This is a genomic window from Stenotrophomonas sp. MYb57, assembly GCF_002966815.1.
Lineage (GTDB): Bacteria > Pseudomonadota > Gammaproteobacteria > Xanthomonadales > Xanthomonadaceae > Stenotrophomonas > Stenotrophomonas indicatrix.
This window is the reverse complement of record NZ_CP023271.1, coordinates 4,101,496-4,121,953: the sequence shown is the minus strand read 5'-3', so window position 1 is coordinate 4,121,953 and position 20,458 is coordinate 4,101,496. Positions and strand designations below refer to the sequence as shown.

General features: G+C 64.8%; 27 protein-coding genes. 18 read left to right on the top strand and 9 right to left on the bottom strand.

The window, feature by feature from the left end:
* Positions 1-145 precede the first annotated feature (145 nt).
* Positions 146-769 (top strand): hypothetical protein, encoded by a 624-nt coding sequence (locus tag CLM74_RS21565; RefSeq protein ID WP_134833137.1) that lies wholly within the window; start codon positions 146-148, stop codon positions 767-769.
* Positions 732-1,802, top strand: coding sequence for an XRE family transcriptional regulator (locus tag CLM74_RS18820; RefSeq protein ID WP_158684165.1), 1,071 nt, complete (start codon positions 732-734; stop codon positions 1,800-1,802). The genes CLM74_RS21565 and CLM74_RS18820 overlap by 38 nt, the downstream gene beginning before the upstream one ends.
* Positions 1,803-1,822: 20 nt before the next feature.
* Here the strand turns inward: CLM74_RS18820 and CLM74_RS18815 are convergent, their stop codons facing one another.
* Positions 1,823-3,175 (bottom strand): hypothetical protein, encoded by a 1,353-nt coding sequence (locus CLM74_RS18815; RefSeq protein WP_158684164.1) that lies wholly within the window; start codon positions 3,173-3,175, stop codon positions 1,823-1,825.
* 572 nt (positions 3,176-3,747) lie between these two features.
* On the opposite strand from CLM74_RS18815, the gene CLM74_RS18810 reads away from it, so the two are divergent.
* Positions 3,748-4,887 carry a hypothetical protein gene (locus CLM74_RS18810; RefSeq protein WP_134833135.1) on the top strand — a complete coding sequence of 380 codons (1,140 nt, stop codon included), beginning with the start codon at positions 3,748-3,750 and terminating at the stop codon, positions 4,885-4,887.
* Between the two features lie 93 nt (positions 4,888-4,980).
* A complete protein-coding gene (locus CLM74_RS18805) occupies positions 4,981-5,757 on the top strand; it encodes a hypothetical protein (RefSeq protein ID WP_158684163.1) in 777 nt (258 codons plus the stop codon).
* Positions 5,758-5,775: 18 nt separating this feature from the next.
* On the opposite strand, the gene CLM74_RS18800 is transcribed toward CLM74_RS18805, so the two are convergent.
* Entirely contained in the window at positions 5,776-6,096 is a 321-nt protein-coding gene (locus CLM74_RS18800; RefSeq protein WP_025879041.1) for a hypothetical protein, read from the bottom strand.
* Positions 6,097-6,224: 128 nt separating this feature from the next.
* On the bottom strand, positions 6,225-6,569 hold the full coding sequence (locus CLM74_RS18795; RefSeq protein ID WP_105164704.1) for a winged helix-turn-helix transcriptional regulator: 345 nt from the start codon (positions 6,567-6,569) through the stop codon (positions 6,225-6,227).
* Between the two features lie 87 nt (positions 6,570-6,656).
* On the opposite strand from CLM74_RS18795, the gene CLM74_RS18790 reads away from it, so the two are divergent.
* Positions 6,657-6,983 (top strand): nuclear transport factor 2 family protein, encoded by a 327-nt coding sequence (locus CLM74_RS18790; protein ID WP_105164703.1) that lies wholly within the window; start codon positions 6,657-6,659, stop codon positions 6,981-6,983.
* 120 nt (positions 6,984-7,103) lie between these two features.
* On the opposite strand, the gene CLM74_RS18785 is transcribed toward CLM74_RS18790, so the two are convergent.
* Entirely contained in the window at positions 7,104-7,745 is a 642-nt protein-coding gene (locus tag CLM74_RS18785; protein WP_105164702.1) for a glutathione S-transferase family protein, read from the bottom strand.
* 195 nt (positions 7,746-7,940) lie between these two features.
* Here CLM74_RS18785 and CLM74_RS18780 point away from each other — a divergent pair, with 195 nt between their 5' ends.
* Positions 7,941-8,261 carry a hypothetical protein gene (locus CLM74_RS18780; protein ID WP_080149919.1) on the top strand — a complete coding sequence of 107 codons (321 nt, stop codon included), beginning with the start codon at positions 7,941-7,943 and terminating at the stop codon, positions 8,259-8,261.
* Positions 8,262-8,278: 17 nt separating this feature from the next.
* Here the strand turns inward: CLM74_RS18780 and CLM74_RS18775 are convergent, their stop codons facing one another.
* Positions 8,279-8,581, bottom strand: coding sequence for a hypothetical protein (locus tag CLM74_RS18775; RefSeq protein ID WP_025879036.1), 303 nt, complete (start codon positions 8,579-8,581; stop codon positions 8,279-8,281).
* 167 nt (positions 8,582-8,748) lie between these two features.
* Here CLM74_RS18775 and CLM74_RS18770 point away from each other — a divergent pair, with 167 nt between their 5' ends.
* From CLM74_RS18770 to CLM74_RS18740, 7 genes are all read left to right on the top strand, one after another.
* Positions 8,749-8,979, top strand: a complete 231-nt coding sequence (locus CLM74_RS18770) for a hypothetical protein (protein WP_133119357.1) — start codon at positions 8,749-8,751, stop codon at positions 8,977-8,979.
* 97 nt (positions 8,980-9,076) lie between these two features.
* The gene (locus tag CLM74_RS18765) at positions 9,077-9,334 is read left to right on the top strand and encodes a hypothetical protein (protein WP_223483464.1); all 258 of its coding nucleotides are present in this window, start codon (positions 9,077-9,079) and stop codon (positions 9,332-9,334) included.
* 43 nt (positions 9,335-9,377) lie between these two features.
* Positions 9,378-9,593 (top strand): hypothetical protein, encoded by a 216-nt coding sequence (locus CLM74_RS18760; protein ID WP_025879033.1) that lies wholly within the window; start codon positions 9,378-9,380, stop codon positions 9,591-9,593.
* Positions 9,581-9,880 (top strand): hypothetical protein, encoded by a 300-nt coding sequence (locus CLM74_RS18755; protein WP_025879032.1) that lies wholly within the window; start codon positions 9,581-9,583, stop codon positions 9,878-9,880. The genes CLM74_RS18760 and CLM74_RS18755 overlap by 13 nt, the downstream gene beginning before the upstream one ends.
* Before the next feature lie 77 nt (positions 9,881-9,957).
* The gene (locus tag CLM74_RS18750; RefSeq protein ID WP_105164700.1) at positions 9,958-11,022 is read left to right on the top strand and encodes a prolyl oligopeptidase family serine peptidase; all 1,065 of its coding nucleotides are present in this window, start codon (positions 9,958-9,960) and stop codon (positions 11,020-11,022) included.
* Between the two features lie 312 nt (positions 11,023-11,334).
* Positions 11,335-12,255 (top strand): MBL fold metallo-hydrolase, encoded by a 921-nt coding sequence (locus CLM74_RS18745; protein WP_105164699.1) that lies wholly within the window; start codon positions 11,335-11,337, stop codon positions 12,253-12,255.
* A 91-nt stretch (positions 12,256-12,346) separates the two neighbouring features.
* On the top strand, positions 12,347-13,300 hold the full coding sequence (locus CLM74_RS18740) for an alpha/beta hydrolase (RefSeq protein WP_105164698.1): 954 nt from the start codon (positions 12,347-12,349) through the stop codon (positions 13,298-13,300).
* A gap of 197 nt (positions 13,301-13,497) precedes the next feature.
* Here the strand turns inward: CLM74_RS18740 and CLM74_RS18735 are convergent, their stop codons facing one another.
* From CLM74_RS18735 to CLM74_RS18725, 3 genes are all read right to left on the bottom strand, one after another.
* Entirely contained in the window at positions 13,498-14,379 is an 882-nt protein-coding gene (locus tag CLM74_RS18735) for an RNA polymerase sigma-70 factor (protein WP_105164697.1), read from the bottom strand.
* Between the two features lie 83 nt (positions 14,380-14,462).
* Positions 14,463-14,876, bottom strand: coding sequence for a cupin domain-containing protein (locus CLM74_RS18730; protein ID WP_105164696.1), 414 nt, complete (start codon positions 14,874-14,876; stop codon positions 14,463-14,465).
* A gap of 35 nt (positions 14,877-14,911) precedes the next feature.
* On the bottom strand, positions 14,912-15,391 hold the full coding sequence (locus CLM74_RS18725) for a carboxymuconolactone decarboxylase family protein (RefSeq protein ID WP_105164695.1): 480 nt from the start codon (positions 15,389-15,391) through the stop codon (positions 14,912-14,914).
* A 123-nt stretch (positions 15,392-15,514) separates the two neighbouring features.
* Between CLM74_RS18725 and CLM74_RS18720 the strand changes: the two genes are divergently transcribed.
* The 5 genes from CLM74_RS18720 to CLM74_RS18700 all read left to right on the top strand — a co-directional run bounded on the left by CLM74_RS18720 (position 15,515) and on the right by CLM74_RS18700 (position 18,897).
* Entirely contained in the window at positions 15,515-15,793 is a 279-nt protein-coding gene (locus CLM74_RS18720; protein WP_234003387.1) for a sigma factor-like helix-turn-helix DNA-binding protein, read from the top strand.
* Entirely contained in the window at positions 15,790-16,821 is a 1,032-nt protein-coding gene (locus CLM74_RS18715) for a LysR family transcriptional regulator (protein WP_234003386.1), read from the top strand. Before CLM74_RS18720 ends, CLM74_RS18715 begins: the two co-directional genes overlap by 4 nt.
* Positions 16,822-16,936: 115 nt before the next feature.
* On the top strand, positions 16,937-17,704 hold the full coding sequence (locus CLM74_RS18710; protein ID WP_105164693.1) for an SDR family oxidoreductase: 768 nt from the start codon (positions 16,937-16,939) through the stop codon (positions 17,702-17,704).
* A gap of 32 nt (positions 17,705-17,736) precedes the next feature.
* On the top strand, positions 17,737-18,234 hold the full coding sequence (locus tag CLM74_RS18705) for an Ohr family peroxiredoxin (RefSeq protein WP_025879021.1): 498 nt from the start codon (positions 17,737-17,739) through the stop codon (positions 18,232-18,234).
* 210 nt (positions 18,235-18,444) lie between these two features.
* Positions 18,445-18,897 carry a PA2169 family four-helix-bundle protein gene (locus CLM74_RS18700; protein WP_032952113.1) on the top strand — a complete coding sequence of 151 codons (453 nt, stop codon included), beginning with the start codon at positions 18,445-18,447 and terminating at the stop codon, positions 18,895-18,897.
* An 84-nt stretch (positions 18,898-18,981) separates the two neighbouring features.
* On the opposite strand, the gene CLM74_RS18695 is transcribed toward CLM74_RS18700, so the two are convergent.
* A complete protein-coding gene (locus CLM74_RS18695; protein ID WP_234003385.1) occupies positions 18,982-20,448 on the bottom strand; it encodes an MFS transporter in 1,467 nt (488 codons plus the stop codon).
* Between the last annotated feature and the right edge of the window lie 10 nt (positions 20,449-20,458).

The window sequence follows — 20,458 nt, the reverse complement described above, 5'->3', positions numbered from 1 at the left end:
GATGCATCGCCCTGAAGCCGGGATTGTATGTTTAAGTTATTGAATCTTATAGCAATATTATCTGAGTGAATTGGATCTGCATAAAATGCTTGATCAAAGTAGTTCTTCGGTGTCTACTACGTCCAACCTCAGCGGCGGACCTGGCATGGAAATCGATCAGTCTCGAGTTCATCTCGTTCTGGAGAGCTATCTACCTTCCTTGCGGGAGATGGTTGGTCGAGCTGTAGCGGACTACAGGGAGATGTACAGCCCGTTCCTCAGAAATGTGCACACGGGTCGCAGTAAGGCTTCGCTGATCCACGATCACTTCTTCCATCACGCCAGGGCATACGCTGATCGGACACCTGGGGTTCGATTTGAGCAGTTGAAGAAGCTCTGCATGCTGCAGTTCTCAGAGGGTTTCATCATCCGGTTCAAAAAGGTCGACCGCGATCTCCTGCCCTCTGGTCATCTGACACAGCAGGTCGTAAAGTTCCGCACCCACCAAGCCTTGGACGGGCTGCCCCAAGCGGTTCATCTGGACTTGGGATACGAGGAAGACGTGCTCGGCAACCTGCAGAGCGTGTTTTTGATCTGTCCTTCCGGACCACGTTCCAACATGTGGGTCTCCGAACTCAATGACGAGGCTCCCGCTACAACTACGGTTGTGAGCCTGTTCGGGGCCAGCAACACCTCTAATGAAGAGCCCGCCGGCGCGGTCATCGCGACGAAGGCAAAGCAGGACAAGTCCAATGAAGCCCAATCCGGAAATGGTGATACTGGCGCGTGAATTTAGAGAGCTGACTCAGTCAGATCTCGCCAGCGCGGCAGGTATCACTCAGCCGCGCGTCGCGCGAATTGAAGCAGGGACAGGCGCAGATTTGACTGAAGCTGAGATGCAAGCCGTTGCGGGGGCACTTGGTTTTCCTGTGGGCTTCTTCGGCCTGGCAGAACAACGCTTTTCTTACGGTAGCAGTTCGGTGTTCACGCGCACTCGCCAGTTGAAGGCAGGAGAGCGTCGAAAGATCTCAGGTCTGGTTAACGTCTTGCGCATACATGTCAAGCGGATGCTTGATCACGTAGATGTGCAGCAGGTTCGGCCTTTGCCAAGGTTAAGCATCGATGACTATGGGTCCGCTTGCGCGTGCGCTAGGGCGCTACGCGTGGCGTGGAATTTGCCTAACGGTCCTGTTCGAAACCTGACGAGGCTGCTCGAGGGAGCCGGTGTAATGGTTATCGAGTGCGACTTCGGTGGGGTGCCGATGGACGCTACATGCATTCAATTTGCCGATTTGCCACCCATCGTTTTCATCGACAAATCTGTGCCAGGAGATCGCTGGCGCTTCACGCTGGCTCACGAACTGGCCCACCTCGTCATGCATGACCTTCCGCATCCATCGATGGAAGACGAAGCTGATGACTTTGCGTCAGAATTTCTCGTGCCGAGTGACGAAATATCACCAAATCTCTCTCGCCAATCCGCTTCCAAATTGGCAACTTACATGCCTCTGAAAGAGTACTGGCAGGTATCCATTGCAATGCTGGTGCGGAAGAGCCTAACGCTCGGGAAGATTGATGAGAATCAGAGGAAGTGGCTGATTATCCAGATGAACAAGCTAGGGATCCGCAAGGTTGAGCCACTGCCCATTGCGCGTGAGCAACCTTCTTTGTTTCCATCGCTGATCAAGCACTTTCGAGAAGAGCTTGGTTTCACCGCTGAGGAGCTGGGCGCTGCTCTCATGTATCTGCCGGAGCGTCTAGAAGAGCTTTACGCAGATGTTGGTCAGGAACGCGCCCGGCCACAACTACGCATCGTTCGATAGAGGCAACGTCTGTATGAGTCTCAGCCGACAGCTCGACGGCCGATAAAAGATACGGTGCCTGGTGCCGTGGTCAGAAGATCATACAGAGTGGAGATCGCGGCACGTTTCTCCGCGTCGTATTCGAAAAAGTTGTAGTGCCGCTTCTGGACGCCACTCAGGCCGTGGGATTGCAGGTGGCCACGGACTTCTTCCGACAGGCCCAGCGCAGCGAGCCGAGTCTCCACCGTGCGTCGTAGGTCGCCCGGCGTGAACGGTGATGTCAGCTCGCCGGCGGCCACCATGTTGGCCACCACCGGATCCATGATCCCCCGGAACTCGTCATAGGTGGCCGGTGCCTTCCCGGCTGTAAGCGAGAACAGGTGCGGCCTGGCGCTGTCGCCATCGTCATCGTCATCGTCATCGTTATCGCCGCGCAAGGTGGCGAGATCCGCAGCCATCCGGGGGAGCAGTGGTACTAGGTGCACGCGGGGCAAGCGCCGGCGGCCCTTGATGTCGAGCAAACGGACGGACCCGGTACCTGTGTCCGCATCGTGATCGTGATCTGACCACTTCAGCCGCATCAGCTGCGCAATGCGTTGGCCGCCTGTCAGCAGGTGGAAGCGCAGAAGCGCCCCGTGCCGCCCAGGCATGGCCTCGATCCTACGCCAGTAGGCACGCAGCTCGGACACCGAGAGCACGCGGTCGCGTGGCTGACCGCTGTCGAGCGTAGCCAGGTCGCGCGCCGGGTTCCTGGACACGTTGAGTGCGCGCAGCGCATCGGGAGCGGCAGCGTCCTGCTTCGCCGCGATCGCCGCCGCGTAGGCCGCACGCAAGTACGACCGGATATTCCCGCCCTCACGCAGTTTCTTGGCGCGAACCATGCGCGACAGGATCGGGAGCAGGTCGTCCAGTTCGAGCTCGGATGCGGGGCGGGCCCACAGGGCAGGCCACGGTTCTTCGATGTGGCGTTTGATGGACGCACGGGTGGCCGCAGCAGACACTTTGCCAGCATCCTCCAGGCTCTGGGCATAGGCCGTCATCAGCGCGCCCAGAGTTGCACCTGATCGGCGCGTCGATTCGGCCAGAGCGTCGGCCTTCGCGCTTTCCGCTGCAGCTGCCTCGGCTGCTATCGCATCTTGCAGATCCCGGTCGCCGGCCTGGTATCGGCGGGACAACGCCGCCGCAGCCTCGCGCGCCGCAGACAGAGCCAGGCCCGTGCCGATCAGCAGTCGATCGCGTTGGCCGTTGGCCTTGGTGTACCTGTAGTAGTACCGCAGCTGCCCGCCGGCCAGCTTGCGCACGTCCAGGCAGCCCGCGCCGCGCGGGGCCGGATCTGAGGCCCATTCGCCTACCGGCAATGCGGCAAGTCCCTTCGCTGTAAGCATTCCTTTCATTGCGCCCATTGGTGACCGCTCGGTGACCGTTTGTCCGTGGAAAGAGGTGGACGATGATGGGCGCAGGTGGACGCACAGCCTGAGAAAATCAACGACTTAGCTTACAGTCGGGACGCCTATGGAAGCGCGTGGAAGCCCTGTAGAGGACTCATAATCCCTTGGTTCCAGGTTCGAATCCTGGTGGGCCACCATTGCATTCAATGGCTTAGGCCATCAAAAGGGCACTGCTCTGCGGTGCCTTTTTCGTTTAGTGCCTACTTGGTGCCTGCATTCGCGGCAGTGCCCATGCCGCTGTCGGGAGCTGCCATTCGTCGCGTGGCCCTGCTGCACGTCGGAGCTGAGGGAGCGCAGCCTTCTTCCGATGGATCTTCATCTTGGAAACCCGTAATCCTGATTCGTACTGCGCAGTTCGATCAGCACGTCTCCTGCTTGGATGCTCGTGTCGTCGGAGCCCGGGCTCGCCGAGATGGAAGAGTTGGATCTCCTTCGGTTCGCACGCTTCATTCAATGGAATACGCGTCGGCAATCTGCCCGAGGTTGTTAAGAGGGGAGGGGCCTCCCAGCCCCTGCCGATGGTCACGTTGTGGAACCTTCGGCGGCATGCTCGAATCGGGCCACCCGGTCGTCCAGGAGCATGTCGGATGTCATTCAGATCCCAGGCATTGCATTTCGTGTGCGTCGCCGTTCTTCTGCTGGCGCCCCAGTGGGCCCGTGCCGGGTCGGGAAGCTCGACACTGCAGGCGCCTCCGTTGGTTACGGTGGGCTACGACGAAGCTTTTGATCTGTTCAATCTGCTGGACAACCTGCCCGATTGGCTGCCTGGCTATACCAACGCGATCTACCAGCAGGACTGGGAGCGCAGGTTCGGGTTGGATGCTAAGGATCGTGCTGCGCTCGAGGCTTATGCACGGTTTCGTCAACGCACTTCCCCGATGGCCCGCAATGACGAGGGGAAGCGGCCTCTGGCAGACAGCCTGTTTGCCGGCAGCGATACACGCATTGGCGACACATACACGGGCTACTTCCAGAACGCGGCATCATTCTCTGCCGCTACCGAGGCAGCCATCGCCGCACAGGCGGCTGGCGACCGGCAATTGTTGAGGCGTTTCTATGCACGCTTTGCGCCCCGTGCACGCGCGCTGCTGACCGGGACGGCGCGCTTCAGCCAGCAGCAGGAGACGTTGACCCGGGAACTGGCGGCGCCGGAGGCCGTCGCATTTGCCGCGCGCCTGCGCACCTTCTACGGCGCGGAGGCCGCACCCATCTTCCAGGTGCGATTCGTGTGGTGGCCGTATTCAAACCGCACCCAGGCCAAGCTGCGCGGTGGCTCCATTGTGCTGTTCTCCGAGCAGCACGTGCAGGATGACTGGGCGCCGATCGTGCTGCACGAGTACGCGCACTTCCTGTCGGCGGGGCAGCCTGCTGCCAACCGGGAGGCGATGGCGGCGGCGTTCGCGCAGCTGTGCCCCAGTGCGCTGGCCCTGCCCAATCCGCTGAACGCACTGGAAGAACCGTTGGCCATCTACTGGGGCCAGTACCGGTTCGAACGGGACGTGCGTGGGAAAGCACTGTCCAGCGATTCGTCATGGTATGCCCAGCCGCACGCTGACCGCGCAGCCAAGGCAATCGCGACTGCATTCCCGGCCGAGCGCCCGGCGCCAGCACTTGCCGTGGGGCCGTTGCTGGAGGCAGCGGCTTCCGTCTGCGAATGAGCTCGAGCGATTGCCGCATTCTGCGACTCGCTGGCGAAGAACATCCGAGCCAGGACAGACATGGAGCACCGCGGCGAGTGACGTTGTCCAGGATTGGACCTGCAGATGGGACCTGCCGGCATCGGCTTTGACCAGAGCGCGGCCACTCCTCCCCCCGCCCGTGATCCCGGCTTCACGCCCCGCACGCTATCCACGGCGGTCATGGACCTCATACGACTGCTGCGATCGCTGGAAGAATTCCTCTACGAGCTGGTCGGCTGGCTGGTGTTCTATCCGCGGATGTTCTGGCGGGTACTGATTCACCCCGGCGAGGTCGCCCTCTACACCCGCCGCGAGCTCGGCAAGGATTCGGACCAGCGGTTTTCCGATGCGATCAGCCCGGTGCTGATGCTGATCCTGTCGGTGGCCATCGCCCATGCGCTGGAGATGGCGCTGCGCATGTCCTCGCCCCGGCTCAGTACACCGGTGGGGCAGCTGCTTTTCAGCAGCGAGCAGGGGCTGCTGCTCACCCGCTCTGCGGTGTTCTGCGTGTACGCGCTCGGCGCGGCACTGGGCACGCTTCGGCGCCAGCGGCTGCCCGTAAACCGCGAGACGCTGCGCGGGCCCTTCTCCATCCAGGCGTTCATCGCATGCCCCTTCGTGGTGGCACTCGCGCTGGCGCAGGCGGCAGCTGCTTCCCCGTCGCAGGCCGGCCCGTTCACCGCGCCAGCCATCGGCGCGCTGGCGGTGGCGTGGTACCTGTGGGCCCGCATGCGGGCCTTCGTGGCCTTGAATGGAGGATCAGCGCTGCGTGCACTCGGCTCGGTAGTGGTCTCGTTCCTGCTGACGACGATCGCGGTTGTCGGCCTGTTTGCTGCCGTCATCCTCTGATCTTCAACAGGGCGGCGATCACTCCAGAGCGTGATCGGACTTGCGCGGTGGCACTGCCGTGGCCTCACCGCGCTGCAGGAGGTCAAAGAAATCCACTGCCTCCGCCGCCAGCGCATCGTGGGCGTCGAAATCCCAGTTCTGCTTGTACTCGCGGGCGAGCAGATCACAGACGGCCTTGGCCTGCTGGTAGGTCTGTGACTTCTCCCCACGATCGGCCAACTGGTCGCGGTGGATCTGGCACAGCATGAGCTGGTGGGCATCTTCGGCCCGCTCGCGCTCCCAGCCGATGTCGGGCAGGGCGGACAGTGCTGAGGCAAGCGCGATGGCAATCAAGGGCATGATCCGGTTCCGGGCGGGGGGCGGAACCTGAGCGTAGGTGATGGTGCAGTGCGCGTGGCGGCACACGCGATGGCCGTTTTACGGGGTGTTCACCATTCGCAGCAGCATGGTGGCTGCGCGGAAAATGGTCATGCCGATGGCTCGCCTGCCGCTGGTTTATGCTCCTGCCACAGCAGCAGCGCGTCCAGTGCCGGGCACAGTGCCTGTCCCCACGCACTGAGTCGATACTCCACTTTCGGTGGCACCTGCGGATACACCGTGCGCAGCACGATGCCGTCGGCTTCCAGTGCACGCAGCTGCTGCGCCAGCATCTTCTGCGAGATGCCGGGGATGAGCCGCTCCAGGTCGGAATAGCGCTGCACCTTGCCGTCGAACAGTTGGAAAAGGATCAACAGCTTCCAGCGGCCTTCCAGCAGTGCGAGTGCACTGGCCACGTCCGCGGCGGCGGTCTCAGGGGTATAGGCCTTTCTCATGGGGTGGATCACTTACCTTCAGGTGCGTTCTTGTGGCGGCCAGGGTGCGGTTCGAGAATAGCGCCAGTCCCGCCTGGAGTGCCTGCGATGTCGATTGATCTTCCCGCGCCGTTGTCCCGCTATTTCCTGCTGGCCAATGGCGAGCCCGGAACGCACGTGGAGCAGTGCTTTGCCGCAGACGCGACGGTGCGCGATGAGCGCCAGCAGCACCAGGGACACACGGCGATTGCCGCCTGGATGGCGCAGACGCGTGCGGCCTACCAGCATCACGTGGTGCCCCTGCAGCTGCATGTGCAGGACGGTCGCCACATCGTGGCTGCAGAGGTCAGTGGCACGTTTCCGGGCAGCCCGGTGGTGCTGACACACGCGTTCACCCTGCAAGGGGATGGCATCGTCGCGCTGGACATCCACTGATCCAGTGGCTGTTGCTTCCGGAGATCGGGTGGCACGCGGATGGCTGCCGATTGACGCGTAGCAATACCAATGGATGGCGATCTCCACGCATGGCGTGGAGCTACTGGGAGCGGCGTGGAGCTACAGGTTCTGGAACACCGCCAGCTGCGCGGCGAAGGCGCGCTGGTAGGCCGGCCGCGCGGTCGCGCGGTCAACGTAGGCAGCAAGGTCTGGATACTCGCCGACGATGCCGCTGCTCTGCAGCCGCAGCAGCACCGACACCATCAGCAGATCGCCGGCGCTGAAGTCTCCGTCCAGCCATGGTGCATCGCCCAGCCGGGCGGACAGCTGGCTCAGCCGCCTGCGCACGCGCTCGTCCAGCATCACCAGCCGTTGCGCGTACCAGGGCTGTTCGCGTTCCAGCACCCACGCCATGGAGCGTTCGACGATCGGCGGCTCCACGGTATTCAGCGCGGCGAACATCCAGGTGATCGCACGCATGCGCGCACCCGCGTCGGCGGGCAGCAACCCGGGGTGCTGTTCGGCCAGGTGCAGCAGGATCGCGCCTGATTCAAACAGCACTACGTTGCCATCCTCATAGGTGGGAATCTGACCGAACGGATGCCGCTCCAGGTGTGCGGGTTGCTTCATCTCCTCGAAGGAGAGCAGATGGACGTCGTAGGCCACTCCCAGCTCTTCCAGCGCCCAGCGCACGCGCATGTCGCGGGCCAGTCCTTGGCCACGGTCCGGGGAATGCTTGAATGCGGTCAGGATCGGCGTCATCGGGATGTCCATCGGCGTTGGCTGCCACGTTGGCCGGCCTTTCTTCTCTCGACGCACGGACGGCTCGGGAATCGACACGCCTCCGCTGACCGAGGGCCCGGCGTCGCCGGCCCGGATGAACGGTTCACGTCGGACGATTCGCCCGGGAGGGTCGGTGCAGCGATACTGCCGACCTGCACACCCTTGGGGAAGTACGTGAGCACGTCCAGACTGCCGCGCATCGTTGGGTTCGACGTGCCACGGCTTCACCAGCAGGTCGATGCGACTGCCGATGAAGCCATCACCGCGCTGCTCGATCAGGCACCCGATGAACAGTGGACCGGCCGCTTCCTGCAGCACTGCGCGACGTTGGCGTCGCAGTTGTCATTGGCGGAAGTGAGGGTGGAGGGCACCCGCATTGCCTTCCACGGTTCGATCGCCGATGCGCGTGCCTTGGCCGATGCGGTCATCGCGCTGGTGAACCGGTTGAATGATCAGCTGATGCAGGAAGGCAACCAGCTCGCCGGCGAGGAGTGATCTGCGCGCAGCCGGTGTCAGCCCGCCTGCGGGGCCAATGCCGGTCCGGACAGGCGCGCCCAGCAGCCCATCGCCATTTCCGCCGACCCCGGGTGGCCACGCAGGCTGGTGCGCAGCGCAAGCCGTGATTGCAGATCGGTGAGCCACGCCGTGCGCGTGCCATGTGGGTTGCGGACATAGATGTCGCACGCCAGGCGGATGACCGGTGCGACCTCGTGGCGGAAGTTGATGGCGGGCAGATCGCCCGTCTGGAACGCGGCCTGCCAATGCTGCAGCTCGCGCTCGACGTCAACGAAGTCCTTGTTGGTGATGCGTTCCATGAGACTTCTCCTGTTGGAACGCCAACGTACCCCTGTGCATGTCAGGAGCCTGTGTGCGCGCAGCGCTGTTCATGGTGCCCGTTCATTAATCTCCGGCTTTCATGCAGCTGCGTAACCGGCCCGCGCCCACAGTGGCGCTGCAGCAGATCGCTGCGGTGGAGCAAGACATGAACAACAATACGCCGCAAGGCCAGACCGACCGCACCAACGCACCGACCGGAATCAAGCAGGCCGCCCAGCACGGCCAGGCTGATGGCAACGCAATGGGCGGCGACCGGAAGCAGGACGGCAAGCAGCGCCAGCAGGAGCAGCAGGTCCAGCAGGATGCAAAGCCGGTCGGCCCGCAGAAGTCCGGGCAGGAACAGAAGAGCGAGCCGGGCCGTGACACCCGTCGCTGAGCAGTAAGCGAAGAAGAGGCCGCGCGTTGCGCGGCTTTCCTCTGTCCAAGTTTCGGGAAGAGCGCTGATGCCATCCCATGCCCGTGCGGTAAGCCTGATGACGAAGATCATGTACCAGTGCCGTCCGGCAAGAACGACGACGATGGCGCGCTGCCGCGCCTGCCAGGCCCCCAGTCCGGGTGGCATGGAGTGCGCGCGTTGCCTTACCGAAGAACTCGGGGGCGTGATCGGCAACCGCGGTGCTGCGGCACGCTGGCTGGATTCGTTCCTGAAGGTGCAGCAGGACGAGGCGTTCGTTTTCGTGTGTGCCAAGCGGGTCGAGGAAATCGCGTCGGCGGGTCGCAGTCTGGAGTGACATTGCGCAGGCGTATGCTCGAACTCCAATGGGAGCGAGCGTCATGTCTTTTCAGATCAACCTCTATGACAGGGACGGACGCGGGCTTCGCCTTCCCGATGGATGGTGGATCGACCTGCACACCGATCCCCCCGCGCTGGTCAACGGCGCTGTCCGCATCGATCTGCCGGCGTCCGCGCGCAACGAGCATCCTGATCTGCAACCGGACGTCCTGAACCATCTCCGCCGCCGTATTGAAGGTGCGCAATGGCTAACCTGACCTACCATCCGCCGCTGGGCGTGCGCTGGCTGACGTTCCGCCTGCGCAACGGTCAATCCATCGGACCGGAGAAGCTGCGGGCCGTGTGGTCCGATGCCGCAGAAACCAACAACTGTTCGGTGCGCCGCGAGCACGTGGAAGGCGCCGGCTTCGTCTATGCGCTGTACGCACCGAGCGGGTTGTGCGTTCCGCGGCGCGCGGAACTGCGCATGCGGCTGTTGCTGGAAGAAGCGGGCTACGCGTTTTCGATGGGCGTGCTTACCGGCAGCCATCCTGCCTACGGTTGAGCGCAGGGTGATCTGATCGGCCCGGAGGTTGCTAGACTGCGCGCCCCGCGCGTTGCCGCAATCACGGAAGATTCCCCATGCCGAAGCTGTCTGCTCTTGCTGTTTTCCTGGCGCTCGCTGTCTGCGCGCCAACCGCACACGCCGAGGAACAGGACAGCGCCTCGACCATCGCGTTCAAGTCGATCAGCCCGGTGCTGAATGCCCTGATCAATGCCGACGATGCGCAGGACCTGATGGAGCGGGCCGAGGAAGACGACGCCACGCTGCTGCAGTCGCTGGCGCTCTATCTGGCCGCAACCCGCGAAGACCCCACGTTGGCGCAGGCGCCGTACCACGCAGCGGCATTGTTCGCACGCCGCGGTGACGATGCGCTGGCCGAGCGCTATCTGCGCCAAGCCGATGAGCGTGGCATGTGGTTCGCGCCCGCGCTGGCCGACAACGATGACTTCGAGCACCTGCGCGGAACGCCGTTCTTCAAGCAGGTGCTGGCCAACACGCAGGCACGCTACGCGAAGGTATCGGTCGGCAAGGTGGGCGCCATCTCGGTGCTGGCCCCCTTGAAGGGGGTTGCGATGCCGGCCTGTGCGCCGGTGCTGGTGTGGCTGCACGGCTACGGCATCAATGGCCACCTGGACAGCAGCGAGCAGCCGCTGGCCGATGCTGGTGTGGTGTTGCTGGGCATCAACGGTACGGAGATGCGCGAGTCGTTCGACAGCTTCAGCTGGACCGGCCCGTACGAGGGCACGCACAAGGTGGTGCAGGCGGGGCTGGAGCAACTGGCCGCGCGCCAGTGCATCGACCGCAAGCAGGTGTACCTGATGGGTTTCTCGCAGGGCTCGCAGCATGCCGGCGCGCTGCTGGCGCAGCATCCGGATGACTATGCCGGCGCATTGCTGGTGTCGCCGGGTGGCTGGCGCCAGCCGGTGCCCACGCAGAGCAGCGCGCACGGCAAGCGGGTGTTCGTCATCAACGGCGAGCAGGAAGGGCCGGCGAACCAGAAGATGAGCGCGGATTTCCGCGCCCTTTTCAGCGATGGCAACGAGCTCCGGTCGCGTACCCATGAGGGTGGCCATTTCTATCCGGACGACTGGAAGACCTCGTTCCCACAGGCCATCCGCTGGATGATGGGCAAGGGCGGCTGAGCGCAGCCCACCGGGGGGCAGGCGGAGGGCGGGAACCACGTCGCCCACTGCTTCCCAAAAGGCAACGCCGCGAGCCCGCCTGCGGGTCTACTGCGCACCGCCTGCGTTGCCTACGCTGATCCCACACGGCCCTTGCCGTGCTCCGGGGCCACGACAGCTCGTGGATCCCGTCTTCAATCGAACCAGCGGCGCTGTGCTGCAGGGCATTGCTGCCCGGCAACGCCATGCCCTGCGCCGTGCGAAGGCGTACCCCGGAACTGTCCGCCGGCCCTGCTTCACCGCCTGCCAGCCAACCTTCGTGGAGATCGCCCCATGTTCAGCCTGGAAAACACCATTGCCCCTGCCGCGCCCGCGCTCGACGAGCTTGTTCCCTCGCGTTACGCCCTGAAAGTCGGTGATATCGATGTGCTGGTGGTCAGCGACGGCGTGCTGCCGCTGCCGACGCAGATGCTCGGCCACAACGTGCAGGCGTCCGAGCGCGCCGAATGGTTCGACGAGATGTACCTGCCACAGGATGCGTTCGACTGGGCGTTGAACGTGATGGTGGTGCACAGCGGTGAGCGCACCATCCTGATCGACGCCGGCCTGGGCATGGACCCGGACCTGCAGCTGCCGCGCGCCGGGCAGCTGATCCGTCGCCTCGGCGCTGCCGGTATCGACCTGCGCGAGATCACCGATGTGGTGATCACCCACATGCACATGGACCACATCGGTGGCCTGCTGGTGGACGGAGTGAAAGCACAGCTGCGGCCGGATCTGAAGATCCATGTCGCGGCGTCGGAAGTGGCGTTCTGGAAGTCGCCCGACTTCACCCGCACCAACATGCCACAGGGGTTCCCGGACGCGCTTCGCGCAACGGCCACGCATTTTTGGGCCGAGTACGGCAGTTTCGTGCACACCTTCGAGGATGAGCATGAGATCGCACCGGGCGTAGTCGCGCGCCGCACCGGCGGCCACACGCCGGGCCACTGCGTGGTGCGCGTTGCCTCGGGGGGCCAGGCGCTGACGTTTGCTGGCGATGCCGTGTTCGCCGTCGGTTTCGATCAACCGAACTGGCATAACGGCTTCGAGCACGACCCGGAGGAAGCGGCGCGGGTGCGCATTGAACTGCTCAACGCGCTGGCCGGCACCGGCGAGATGCTGGTGGCCACGCACCTGCCGTTCCCGTCGGTGGGCCGGGTGTCCCGCGAGGGCGAGGCGTTCCGCTGGGTGCCGGTGTTCTGGGATTTCTGATCAAGTTTTCTGGACTTCATGTCACCAATGGTCCCGGACAGGGGCGCAAAGTAGCCCCTGTCGAAACCCACCCATCCGCTGGAGGTCCACCATGAACACCGTTACCCGCACCCTCGCTGCAACTGCCCTGGCCCTGTCGATGCAGGCGGGCCTGTCCGCCCAGGCCGCCGCGCCGGCACACCCGTCCGCACCCAGCGCTGTCACGCGCACCGCCAGCACCATCACCACCGCCGATGGTGTGCAGCTGTACTACAAGGACTGGGGCCCGAAGAACGGGCCGGTGGTGACCTTCAGCCATGGCTGGCCGCTGGATTCGGACAGCTGGGAATCGCAGATGATGTTCCTGGCGGACCACGGTTACCGGGTGGTCGCACACGACCGCCGTGGCCACGGTCGTTCCAGCCAGCCCTGGGATGGCAACGACATGGATCACTACGCCGATGATCTGGCCACGGTGATCAATACGCTGGACCTGAAGGACGTCACACTGGTGGGCTTCTCCACCGGCGGCGGCGAAGTGGCGCGGTACATCGGCCGCCATGGCACGGGACGGGTGAAGAAGGCCGTGCTGATCAGTTCGGTGCCGCCGTTCATGCTGAAGACCGCAGACAACCCCGGTGGCATTCCGATCGAAGTGTTCGACGGCATCCGCAAGGCGCAGCTGGAGAACCGCTCGCAGCTGTACAAGGACATTCCGTCTGGTCCGTTCTATGGATTCAACCGGCCGGGCGCGAAGGTCAACCAGGCGATGGTCGATGCATGGTGGGCGCAGGGCATGCTGGGTGGACAGAAGAACACCTACGACTCGATCGCCGCGTTCTCGGCGACCGACTTCCGCGCTGACCTGCAGAAGTTCGATGTGCCGACCCTGGTGATCCACGGCGACGACGATCAGATCGTGCCGATCGACGTGGCGGGACGGATGTCGGCCAAGCTGATCAAGGGCGCCAGGCTGATCGTCTACCCGGGTGCGCCGCATGGTCTGACCGAGACCCACAAGGACAAGGTCAATCAGGACCTGCTGGCCTTCCTGCAGCAGAAGTAGCCACAAGGGCAGCCGTCAGCCAGCACGGAGACCGGTAGAGCCACGCCATGCGTGGCTTCGCCGTGCATGAAGGCAACCGCATCCACGCATGGCGTGGATCTACTGGATTGACGCAGGGTGGATAGCCCGCCGGTAGAGCCACGCCATGCGTAGCTTTGCCGTGCATGAGGGCAACCGCATCCACGCATGGCGTGGATCTACTGGATCGAGGTTGGCTGGTTCAAGCCCTGCAGCTTGCGCGGGTTGCGCTGCACCAGGATCTGCACGATCTGCTCGCCGTTGGTATCGAAGGCCATTGCCGATTCCAGCACGTCGTCGAAGTAACGCAGCAGCCCCAGTCGTCCGTTGATCATGCTCGGCACCATGCGCAGCTGGTCCTTGCGCCGCAGGTGCGGGGCGTACAGCAGCTGTGCGATGCGTGCGCCGCCGACCATCGGTTTCGGGAAGCTGGTGACGATGCCGCCGCCATCGCCGATCAGCACGGCCGATTCGGCCATCAGGGTTTTCATCGCCCTGAAGTCGCCATTGGCGATGGCCTCTGCGAAACGCCGCATCAGTTTCTGGTGCACGTCCTGCGGCACGTTGTAGCGCGGTCGCTCCTGGCGCAGCTGCAGGCGTGCGCGGTGCACGATCTGCCGGCAGGCGGCTTCGGTCTTGTCCAGCGTGCGTGCCACCACGTCGTAATCCTGGTCGAACACATCGTGCAGCAGGAACGCGGCACGCGCGTCCGGGGCCAGCCGCTCCAGCACGTTGAGGAAGGCCACCGACAGATCACTGGCCGTTTCCAGCATGTACTCGGGTGTGCCGGTGTCTTCGGTGAGCAGCGGCTCGGGCAGCCACATGCCGACGTAGTGCTCGCGCGTGCGCCGGGCCAGGCGCAGGCCATCGATGGCGCGGCGGGTGGTGGTGGCCACCAGCCAGGCTTCGGCGTTCTCGATGTCCTGCTGGTTGGCGCCATGCCAGCGCAGCCAGACATCCTGCACCACGTCCTCGGCCTCGTGCGAGGAGCCGAGCATGCGGTAGGCCACGCCGAACAGGCGCGGGCGTAGTCGGGTGAACAGTGCGGTGGGGTCGTCCATGCCAGCAGAGACGGGACAGGTCCGCCGATTGTGACACCGGCGGACCTGTGGGAGTGGCGGGTACTGCCCCGGACCGGTGGCGGTCAGCGTGGTGGCAGTACCGCCGGCTTGCCGATGTCCTTGATCAGGAACACGACGAATGTCGCCGGTTCGGTCTGGCTGGCATTGCGGCCGACGGTATGCAGATCGTCCGGGCCTTCATGGAAGGCCTCCCCCGGGCCGAGGGTGACCTCGCGGCCACCGGCCACGCCCATCACGATGCGGCCCTGCAGCACATAGACGAAGCCGTGGGCGTCGTGCCGGTGCACGGGATCGGCGCCGCCGGGTGGGTACTGCACCTTCAGGATCAGTGCTTCCTTGCCCGGCTGTTCCGGCAACGGACGGGTCATGACCTCGCGCACGATGGGCTCGGGCGCGGGCGCGGTGGCCGGCGGTGTGGCGGCGATGCTGGTCAACGGCAGCAGGGCCAGCAGCGCCAGGGAACGGAGAGAACGCATGGCAGGTCTCCAGCAGGGAAGTGTGCAGTCGACGCTCAGGCCAGACCGGCCTTGTCCAGGCCAAAGGCCTGGTCCAGCGAGCCGGGTTGCGTACGGAAGGCGACGTTGGCGCGGTTCCAGGCATTGATCGCCATCACCGCGTAGGTCAGATTGACGATTTCCTGTTCGGACAGCTGACTACGCACGCGCTCATACACGTCGTCCGCAACCCCCTGCGCAGGGAGGTGGGTAAGTGTGTCGGTCCACGCCAGGCAGGCCCGTTCGCGCGCACTGAACAGGTTCGATTCGCGCCACGCCGCGACATGGTGCAGGCGCAGCGCGCGCTCGCCACGGATCGTCGCTTCCTTCACGTGCATGTCCAGGCAGAACCCGCAGCCGTTCAGCTGCGAGGCGCGGATGTTGACCAGGTCGATGATGGCCGCTTCGATCGAGCTGTTGTGCACGGCGTGGGAGAAGGTGCCGAGCTTCCTGAAGAGTTCGGGCGACTGTGCGGCGTAGTCCAGGCGTTGGCTCATGACGGTGTTCCGATGGGAGTTGAGGGACGCAGCGAGGCTAGGCCCGCTGCGCGTGGGGCGGTAGGCGAGGGCAGGGCTGCACGGTGTTGCACGAAAAACACCAATGGACTGTCACAGGAGCGGATGCTCGCCCGTCTGCCGGGCATGGACACCTCATCCGCCCCGAACCGCGCAGCAGCCTGCCCCGCCAGTGAGCGGGTCTGGCAGGCCTTCCTTGCCGCATTGCACGAACTGCCACCGGACATGCGGGCCGTGCTGTTGCTGCATGACGTGCTGGGCGCGGGCTTTGAAGACATCGCGCCGCTGCTGGGGCTGGAGCTGCCCGCATGCCGCCAGCGACTGGCCCGTGCACGCGCCCACCTGCTTGCCCGACGCGACTTCCAGGAGCCCGGAACACCATGAATGTCATGCCGCAGTCCTGCCTGGCCAGCGACGGCCGCGATTCCCTCACGGCGTCCTTCTCCGCCAGCTATGCCGGGGTCCTGGCATTCATCGCGGTAGCCGCCGAGGGCAGCTTCGCCCGCGCCGGTGATCGCCTCGGCATCGGTCGTTCGGCCGTCAGCCGCAGCGTGCAGAAGCTGGAGGGACAACTGGGCGTGCGCCTGTTCCTGCGCACCACGCGCTCGACAACACTCACCCGCGAAGGCGAGCTGTTCCTGGAGGGCTGCAGCCCGGGCGTTGCCAGCATCCTGCAGGCGCTGGACGAAATGCGCGACCTGCGCGAGGGACCGCCGCGCGGGCATCTGCGGATCAGTGCGACCCATGGCTTCGGACGCCGGGTGATCGCGCCGCTGCTGTCTGCATTCCGCGCGGAGTATCCAGAGGTCTCTGTGGAGCTGCTGCTGGACGAGCAGGCACCGGACCTGGCCGCCGATCGCATCGATGTGGCGTTCCGCGATGGCGTGCTGGAAGACAGCCAGGTGATCGCCAAGCAGCTGGTGCCGATGCAGCTGGTGGTCTGTGCATCGCCCGCGTATGTGCAGGCACATGGCCTGGCAGACACCATCGAAGCGTTGTCCAGCCATGCCTGCATCGGTCGACGCCTTCCCGGTGGGCGCCTGCAGCGCTGGGACTTCCGTGTGGACGGCCAGGATGTGAATCTGCAGCCGCCGGCGGAGGTGGTGTTCAATGATGCCGATCTTGTCCTGCAGGCAGTGATCGACGGGTTGGGGATCGCCCAGCTGCCCAGCTACCAGGTAAGTGATGCGTTGCGCACAGGCGCTGTAGTGACCTGCCTGGACCGCTACGCGCCGCACGATCGTGGCCATTACCTGTGCTATCTCAGCCGACGCCAGCTGCCCAAGCGGATCCGCGCGTTCATCGATTTCAGCACCCAGCGCATACGCGCGCTGGATCTGGACGTGTTCTCGCACTGGGAAGCGCGGCAGCAGGCGGCAGCGCAGCGCGATGCGGCCCCGGCATGGGCATGACCGCATTGGTGCCGATGCGGCAACAGTGCGTGGCCCGCTGCGGATCTACTGCGCCGGCCAATGCGTTCCTAGCATGCAGCCACATCCGAACTTTCCACGTTCCAGGAGACCTGTCATGAAGATCCTCGTCATCGGTGGCACCGGCCGCATCGGCAGCAAGGTGGTCGATCGCCTGCATGCGGCCGGCCATGAGGTCGTCGTCGCTGCACCCTCCACCGGTATCGATGTGCTGAGCGGCGAGGGCCTTGCCGCTGCGATGGCAGGCACCGAGGTAGTGGTCGACCTGGCCAACTCGCCCTCATTCGAAGATGCGGCGGTGCTGTCGTTCTTCGTGACGGCCGGCCACAACATCCTGGCGGCCGCGGCACAGGCAGGCATACGCCATCATGTCGCGCTGTCGGTGGTGGGTACCGACAAGCTGGCGGCCAGCGGCTATTTCCGCGGCAAGATCGCCCAGGAACGCCTGATCCGCGATTCGGGCCTGGCGTACACGATCATCCACTCGACACAGTTCTTCGAGTTCCTGCCGGGCATCCTCCAGGCAGCCGGTGACGGCCAGACCCTGCAGCTGCCGACCGCCGCAGTGCAGCCGATCGCCGCCGAGGATGTGGCCGATGCGGTTGCACGCATCGCGCAGCAGGCACCAGCCAATGGCGTGGTGGAGATCGCCGGCCCGGAACGCGAATCGATGGCGGGGCTGGCGCAGCGCTTCCTGCAGGCAACCGGTGACGCGCGTGAAGTGGTTGGCGATGCCCAGGCGCGCTACTTCGGTGCGCAGCTGCAGCAGGACACGCTGGTGCCGGTGGGCCAGGCATGGCTCGGCTCGATCGGCTTCGAGCGCTGGTTGCAGCAGTCCGGGCTGGCACAGGGCCAGCCGGCCTGATCGGCGGTGGGCGCTCCCAGCGGGAACCTGCGATGACCGGGCTGAAACCACCTCCGCACACGGTGCTCGACAAGTACCACGGTGATGAGGTGCGCCCGCTGTACACCGGACGGGTGCGGGTCAGTGGTGGCGTGGCACAGCATGGCCGGGCATCGGGCGTGGTGCGGTCCGATGATGGCGCGCTGTCAGTGGACCTGCGGTTGCCTGCTGAGCTGGGTGGACCCGGTGGCGGTACCAATCCCGAGCAGTTGCTGGCGGCGGGCTACGCCGGCTGCTTCCACGGTGCGATGGTGCTGGTGGCTGCGCGTGCGGGAATGGAACTGGTCGAGCCGAGCATCGAGGTAGCGGTGACGTTCGCGCGAGATCCCGTGGACGGCCTGTACCTGCTGTCGGCCGAGATCGTGGTGTGCCTGCCTGGCATGGACCCGATACGTGCAGCCGAACTGGTGCGCAACACCGAGCGGGTCTGTCCGTACGCGAAGATGTTCCATCGGGGCATCAGCCACGTGGTGCGGGTAGCGGTGGACTAGACATGCGGTGCGGATGATCGGGCAGGTCATTGCCAGGATTCAGATGCGGTGAAGACACCGCGTCGCCCGCGTGAGTGGGTGGGGCGCCGTTGGGCAGCATGATCACCGCATCAATCGATGCTCACCCGCGAACCACACCCGGTCGGCCAGTCTGGGCTCGCAGGTAACGGATTCCACTGTTGCCCTTTTTCCCCCCAGAGGAGACTACACATGAGCACCCAGTCCACCATCGAGCATCGCCTCAACGACCTGATCGAGATCGCACGTGATGGCAAGTCCTTCTACGAGGAAGCCGCAACCAAGGTGAAGGATGCCGAGCTGTCGGCATTGTTCGTCCGCATCGCCGGCGTGAAGGGCCGCATCGTGTCCTCGCTGAGCAGCTCGGTGGCCGCTACCGGCGGCAAGCCGGCCGAGCACGGCACCATGGTCGGTTCCATGCAGCAGTTCTACGGCAAGGTGCGTGCGGCCTTCGGTGACACCAACTACGGTTACGTGGCCGAACTTGAAGAGTCCGAGGATCGCCTGCTGGGCGCGTTCAAGGACGTGCTGAAGGACAACGACCTGCCGCCGGCGGTGCGCCAGGAAGTGACCCAGTGGCTGCCGGAAGTGCAGGAATGCCACTCGGTCATGCGCGACCGCAAGCATGCGATGAAGGCTGCCTGATCGCATCCGGCGATCGTCCCCCACATCGCCGCGACCAGGGCAGCCCAGTGCTGCCCTGGTCGTTTCTGCGTCTGCCATCTGCGATCAGGCGCGTGGCCTGAGCAGGGCAACGGCCAGGCTGGCCAGCGTCGCTGCTGCGGCGGCAGTCCACAGGGACGCGGCAAAGCCCTGGCTGTAGATCGCCCGCGCCAGATCAACCTGGGCTCCTCGGGTCAGTGCACCGGTGGCGATGGTGTCGGCCAGACGCATGACTTCATCTGCAGGAACGCGTGCTGAGAGTCCGGCGCGGATGCCGACGGTCAGGGCGCTGGAGAGGACCGTGAAACCGAGCAGGATGCCGACGAAGCGCGTCGTCGCACTGATGCCCGAGGCCATGCCTGCGCGGTCGCGGGGCGCCGAACCGATGATCGCCTTGGATGTTTCGCCGTTGAGGATGCCACCGCCTGCGCCGATGATGATCATCGCCAGCAGCGCCACCGTCGGCTGGTTGTGCCATGCACCGATACCGGCCAGCGCATTGCCGGCGGCAGTGATGGACAGGCCGATGGCCAGCACCATCCCACTCGACAATCGTCTGCCCAGGCGCCTGCCCACGCTGGGGAACAGCAGCATCGCCGCAGCGAACGGCAGCATGCCGGCGCCCGTGGCCAGCGCACTCAGGCCGACGCCGTTCTGCAGGTACTGCGGCAGCATCGAGGCCATCACCTGCGCGCTGACCGCGTAGCCGACCATGGCGATCAGTGCACCGACAAAGCGCGGGCTGGCAAGCAGCCGCAGGTCGACCATCGGATGCCGACGCGTGAGCTCGATGCAGGTGAACAGCGCGGCCATCGCGATGCCCAGGCCCAGGCCGGCCAGCGCCACCGCTGATGTCCATCCCTGCGCGAGTCCTTCCACGAGGAAGAACACGATGCCGAAGATCGCCACGCTGAAGGTGATGATGCCGGGCGGATCGAGCGGGCGTACCACCGTGTCGGCAGTGTCGGGAACCCAGCGGATCGCACCATAGGCCAGGAAGGCGAGGAAGGGCAGGATCGCGATGAACACCGAGCGCCATCCCCACAGCGAGGACAACAGCCCACCGATAAGCGGCGAGAGCACCATCATCATGCCCATTGCCGTGCCCCAGAAGGCCCAGGCATCGTCGCGTTGCTTGCCCTCGTGGAATTCGTGGCCGATCACCGACAGTGATGGGGCCAGCAGGAAAGCGGCACCCACGCCCTGCAACGCTCGGGCCACATACAGCGCACTGGCCGCGGGGGCCAGCGCGCAGGTCAGCGATGAGAGGGCGAACAGTGCGATGCCGATCAGCAGCACCCGCCTGCGGCCATGACGATCGGCGATGGCACCGGCGGGCAGAAGCAGCGAGGTGAAGGTCAGGATGTAGCAGCTGATCACCCATTCGATGTCGGCGAAGTCAGCCTGCAGATCCCGCGCGATGGTCGGCAGGGCGACGGCCACGGCGTTGGTTTCCAGCACCGTCATCGTGCAGCCGAGCGAGGCGATGATCAGGATCCAGTTGGGCGGTCTGCGGCGGGGGAAAAGGGACACCGGGCACTCG

Bases quoted from the DNA above. Each gene is read 5' to 3' on its own strand.
- CLM74_RS21565 (WP_134833137.1), top strand. From the start codon at position 146: ATGGAAATCGATCAGTCTCGAGTTCATCTCGTTCTGGAGAGCTATCTA.
- CLM74_RS18820 (WP_158684165.1), top strand. From the start codon at position 732: ATGAAGCCCAATCCGGAAATGGTGATACTGGCGCGTGAATTTAGAGAG.
- CLM74_RS18815 (WP_158684164.1), bottom strand. From the start codon at position 3,175: ATGAAAGGAATGCTTACAGCGAAGGGACTTGCCGCATTGCCGGTAGGC.
- CLM74_RS18810 (WP_134833135.1), top strand. From the start codon at position 3,748: ATGGTCACGTTGTGGAACCTTCGGCGGCATGCTCGAATCGGGCCACCC.
- CLM74_RS18800 (WP_025879041.1), bottom strand. From the start codon at position 6,096: ATGCCCTTGATTGCCATCGCGCTTGCCTCAGCACTGTCCGCCCTGCCC.
- CLM74_RS18795 (WP_105164704.1), bottom strand. From the start codon at position 6,569: ATGAGAAAGGCCTATACCCCTGAGACCGCCGCCGCGGACGTGGCCAGT.
- CLM74_RS18790 (WP_105164703.1), top strand. From the start codon at position 6,657: ATGTCGATTGATCTTCCCGCGCCGTTGTCCCGCTATTTCCTGCTGGCC.
- CLM74_RS18785 (WP_105164702.1), bottom strand. From the start codon at position 7,745: ATGACGCCGATCCTGACCGCATTCAAGCATTCCCCGGACCGTGGCCAA.
- CLM74_RS18775 (WP_025879036.1), bottom strand. From the start codon at position 8,581: ATGGAACGCATCACCAACAAGGACTTCGTTGACGTCGAGCGCGAGCTG.
- CLM74_RS18770 (WP_133119357.1), top strand. From the start codon at position 8,749: ATGAACAACAATACGCCGCAAGGCCAGACCGACCGCACCAACGCACCG.
- CLM74_RS18765 (WP_223483464.1), top strand. From the start codon at position 9,077: ATGACGAAGATCATGTACCAGTGCCGTCCGGCAAGAACGACGACGATG.
- CLM74_RS18760 (WP_025879033.1), top strand. From the start codon at position 9,378: ATGTCTTTTCAGATCAACCTCTATGACAGGGACGGACGCGGGCTTCGC.
- CLM74_RS18755 (WP_025879032.1), top strand. From the start codon at position 9,581: ATGGCTAACCTGACCTACCATCCGCCGCTGGGCGTGCGCTGGCTGACG.
- CLM74_RS18750 (WP_105164700.1), top strand. From the start codon at position 9,958: ATGCCGAAGCTGTCTGCTCTTGCTGTTTTCCTGGCGCTCGCTGTCTGC.
- CLM74_RS18745 (WP_105164699.1), top strand. From the start codon at position 11,335: ATGTTCAGCCTGGAAAACACCATTGCCCCTGCCGCGCCCGCGCTCGAC.
- CLM74_RS18740 (WP_105164698.1), top strand. From the start codon at position 12,347: ATGAACACCGTTACCCGCACCCTCGCTGCAACTGCCCTGGCCCTGTCG.
- CLM74_RS18735 (WP_105164697.1), bottom strand. From the start codon at position 14,379: ATGGACGACCCCACCGCACTGTTCACCCGACTACGCCCGCGCCTGTTC.
- CLM74_RS18730 (WP_105164696.1), bottom strand. From the start codon at position 14,876: ATGCGTTCTCTCCGTTCCCTGGCGCTGCTGGCCCTGCTGCCGTTGACC.
- CLM74_RS18725 (WP_105164695.1), bottom strand. From the start codon at position 15,391: ATGAGCCAACGCCTGGACTACGCCGCACAGTCGCCCGAACTCTTCAGG.
- CLM74_RS18720 (WP_234003387.1), top strand. From the start codon at position 15,515: ATGCTCGCCCGTCTGCCGGGCATGGACACCTCATCCGCCCCGAACCGC.
- CLM74_RS18715 (WP_234003386.1), top strand. From the start codon at position 15,790: ATGAATGTCATGCCGCAGTCCTGCCTGGCCAGCGACGGCCGCGATTCC.
- CLM74_RS18710 (WP_105164693.1), top strand. From the start codon at position 16,937: ATGAAGATCCTCGTCATCGGTGGCACCGGCCGCATCGGCAGCAAGGTG.
- CLM74_RS18705 (WP_025879021.1), top strand. From the start codon at position 17,737: ATGACCGGGCTGAAACCACCTCCGCACACGGTGCTCGACAAGTACCAC.
- CLM74_RS18700 (WP_032952113.1), top strand. From the start codon at position 18,445: ATGAGCACCCAGTCCACCATCGAGCATCGCCTCAACGACCTGATCGAG.